At 62.0% G+C, this 3,168-nt stretch carries 4 protein-coding genes and 1 pseudogene; 3 read left to right on the forward strand and 2 right to left on the reverse strand.

What is annotated here, in order from left to right; translation table 11 throughout:
• Both ACRXB1_RS33430 and ACRXB1_RS33435 read right to left on the reverse strand, forming a co-directional pair.
• Positions 1-116, reverse strand: a pseudogene (locus ACRXB1_RS33430) (zinc-finger domain-containing protein); the annotation flags it as partial.
• Positions 117-209: 93 nt separating this feature from the next.
• Entirely contained in the window at positions 210-1,133 is a 924-nt protein-coding gene (locus tag ACRXB1_RS33435) for a branched-chain amino acid transaminase (RefSeq protein ID WP_062170460.1), read from the reverse strand.
• Between the two features lie 321 nt (positions 1,134-1,454).
• Here ACRXB1_RS33435 and ACRXB1_RS33440 point away from each other — a divergent pair, with 321 nt between their 5' ends.
• From ACRXB1_RS33440 to pgk, 3 genes are all read left to right on the forward strand, one after another.
• On the forward strand, positions 1,455-2,249 hold the full coding sequence (locus tag ACRXB1_RS33440) for an AzlC family ABC transporter permease (RefSeq protein WP_061998629.1): 795 nt from the start codon (positions 1,455-1,457) through the stop codon (positions 2,247-2,249).
• Complete coding sequence (locus ACRXB1_RS33445; RefSeq protein ID WP_061998630.1) at positions 2,246-2,569, forward strand: AzlD domain-containing protein; 324 nt, start codon at positions 2,246-2,248, stop codon at positions 2,567-2,569. The genes ACRXB1_RS33440 and ACRXB1_RS33445 overlap by 4 nt, the downstream gene beginning before the upstream one ends.
• A gap of 415 nt (positions 2,570-2,984) precedes the next feature.
• The coding region (gene pgk, locus ACRXB1_RS33450; RefSeq protein ID WP_449494465.1) for a phosphoglycerate kinase at positions 2,985-3,168 on the forward strand (184 nt) is incomplete at its 3' end.

Consider the following 3,168-nt stretch of genomic DNA (forward strand, 5'->3'; position numbering starts at 1 on the left):
TTATCGAGGAACACGCGCGGATGCGTGCTCCAGCGCGGCATATTCGGATTTGGGCAGAACGCCGGCACGTCTTTGGCCGACAACTGCACCAGCGGCATTTCCTTCAGTTCGCTCATGAGGAATCTCGTTCGGGTTCGTTTCTACGTTCTATTCTGGGGACGCGGCGAACGGGCTTTTCGCCGGTCCGCCGAGATATTCGCTTGACCGCCTTACTTGACCGTCGACAACCAGTCCGCGTACTTATCGTTCTTGCCGCTCACGATATCGAAGAACGCGCTTTGCAGCTTCTCCGTGATCGGACCGCGCTTGCCTTCGCCGATAGTGCGATTGTCCAGCTCGCGGATCGGCGTGACTTCGGCGGCCGTGCCGGTGAAGAACGCTTCGTCGCAGGTGTAGACCTCGTCGCGGGTGATGCGCTTTTCGATCACCGGAATGCCGAAGTCGCGTGCGAGCGTGATGACCGTGTCGCGCGTGATGCCGTCGAGGCACGAAGCCAGGTCCGGCGTGTACAGCTTGCCGTTGTTCACCAGGAAGAAGTTTTCGCCGGAGCCTTCCGACACGTAGCCGTCGACGTCGAGCAGCAGCGCTTCGTCGTAACCGTCTGTGATGGCTTCCTGATTGGCCAGGATCGAGTTCACATACCAGCCGGACGCCTTGGCGCGCACCATCGACACGTTCACGTGATGACGCGTGAACGACGACGTCTTGACGCGGATGCCCTTGGCAATGCCGTCGTCGCCGAGATAGGCGCCCCACGGCCATGCGGCGATTGCGACGTGAATGGTGTTGCCCTTCGCCGATACGCCCAGCTTTTCCGACCCCACCCAGATGATCGGGCGGATATAGCAGGATTCGAGCTTGTTCACGCCGACCACTTCGAGCTGCGCCGCTTCGAGCGTGGCGTGGTCGAACGGGACTTCCATCTGGAAGATCTTGGCGGAGTTGAGCAGACGCTTGGTGTGATCCTTGAGGCGGAAGATCGACGTGCCGCTGCCGGTCTTGTAGGCGCGCACGCCTTCAAAAACGCCCATGCCATAGTGCAGCGTGTGGGTCAGCACGTGGATGTTGGCGTCGCGCCAGTCGATCAGCTTGCCATCCATCCAGATCTTGCCGTCGCGGTCGGCCATTGACATACGTTTCTCCTGGCGAGTGTGTGCACGTGTTTGAATGGGCCGCCGGCGCGGTTCCACGTATGCACGGGAACCCGGATTTCGATGCAGATCCGGCACGCGGCCAGACGGCCAAAGACCGTCATTTTAGCGTCTTTTCGATTAAAAAATGGGCGGCGTCGGCCATTTGGCGCCTTTCACGCCGCTATAATTCGCCTTTCGCCGTCATGCGGTGCGTCCAGCGCGAGCCCGGTGGGCGCACAAATAGCACTCAGCTCACCCGCAGGTCACCGTCCGACTGCACCCCGACTGCACCCCGACTGCACCCAACGCGCACTCACATTCATGTTCGACCGGCTGTCCGATACCAACCGACGCGCATTCATCGAGGGCGTCAAGACGCTCTCTCCGGCGGTTCCGGCGACGTTCTCGTGGGGTCTCGTGACCGGTATCGCGATGGCGAAGTCGGTGCTCACCGTGCCGCAAGCGCTCGGCATGTCGCTCGCAGCCTATGCCGGGTCATCGCAACTCGCCGTGCTGCCGCTGTTGGCAGCCAAGCTGCCGCTCTGGACCATCCTGTTGACCGCCGCCATGGTCAACCTGCGCTTCGTCATCTTCAGCGCGGGACTTGCGCCGCATTTCGGCTATCTGCCGCTGCGCCGCCGGCTGGTGCTCGGCTATTTCAATGGCGACATCATCTATTTGATGTTCTCGAAGCGCAATTTCCCGGTCGGCTATCAGCCCGGCAAGGAGGCGTTCTTCTGGGGGCTGGCCGCGACGAGCTGGTCGTCGTGGCAGGTTTCATCGATCGTGGGGATTCTGCTTGCGAGCGTTTTCCCGGATAACTGGGGACTCGAGCTTGCCGGTACGCTCGCGCTCGTTCCGCTGATCGTGTCCGCGATCGCCACGCGCTCCACACTTGCGGCCGTGGGCGTGGCGAGCGTCGTTGCGCTGATCACGCTGGACCTGCCTTATCGGTTGTCGTTGCCGCTGGCGGTCGTCGCGGCGTTGCTGGCCGGGACGTTCGTGGATCTGATGGCGGAGAAGTTGGGCGTGCGCGCCGCGCCGAAAGATCCGGCCGTTGAACCGCCCCGCGCCAAACTCGATGCCCCCGCCAAAAATACCCGGAGCGCCCGGTGACCACCGCCCAGATCTGGCTTGCCATTGCCGGCATGGCGCTGATCACGGGCCTGACGCGCGCACTGTTCCTGATCGGCGGCGAACGCATGATCCTGCCCGAGCGGGTACAGCGCGCCTTGCGATACGCGCCGGCTGCGGCGCTTGTCGCGGTCGTCGTGCCCGATTTGCTGAGCACGCCGGATGGACTGTCCATCGCGTTTTCGAACCACGCGCTGTATGCGTCGCTCTGCGGCCTTGCCTGGTTTTTGTGGCGGCGGAGCATGCTCGGGACGATCGTCGTGGGCATGATCGTGTTCACCGGATTGCGGCTCTTCGCCTGATTTCATGCTGCGCCGCACCATGATGTGCAAGGCATTGTGAGCAATCCCGAATCCCGGGGATTTGCGTTTGCAGCGTTGGCGGGCGGTGGGTATCGGTTAAAATGGCGATCTTGCTGTCGTGTCCAATGAGGTCGATCGTGTATCCGGCAGTCACCGCACAAGCGCTTCAATCGCTCCAGTCGCTTCACTTGCTTCAGTCTCCGCTGTCACGCCCAGCCGTTTCGACGCATCGGTCTGCGGCGCGATCCGCTTTGTCGTGTGCATCGGGACTGCATCGTTCGCCCAACCGCAAGCACACCGCTTCCGCTTCAATTTCCCCGTAGCACTCTCTCGCGAGCCGCAGGCCTTTGGTTCCGGTCTGTGATTTCCAATCGCCCGAACCGCTTTCCAATCACCCGCTCACACGCTGACTCCCATGACGAAAGTACTGCGTTTCACCGATCTGATCGCCGAAGGCAAAGTGTCCGGCAAACGTGTTTTCATCCGTGCCGATCTCAATGTGCCGCAGGACGATCAGGGCAACATCACTGAAGACACGCGCCCGCGGCAAGCGCCTGCTGAATGGCCGGCACCGATGCGCGCACGCGCGTGTCTTCAGA

This window comes from Caballeronia sp. M23-90 (assembly GCF_053574605.1).

What these genes read in the sequence shown, in the direction of transcription:
- ACRXB1_RS33440 (WP_061998629.1), top strand. Translation starts at nt 1,455, where the DNA reads ATGTTCGACCGGCTGTCCGATACCAACCGACGCGCATTCATCGAGGGC.
- ACRXB1_RS33435 (WP_062170460.1), bottom strand. Translation starts at nt 1,133, where the DNA reads ATGTCAATGGCCGACCGCGACGGCAAGATCTGGATGGATGGCAAGCTG.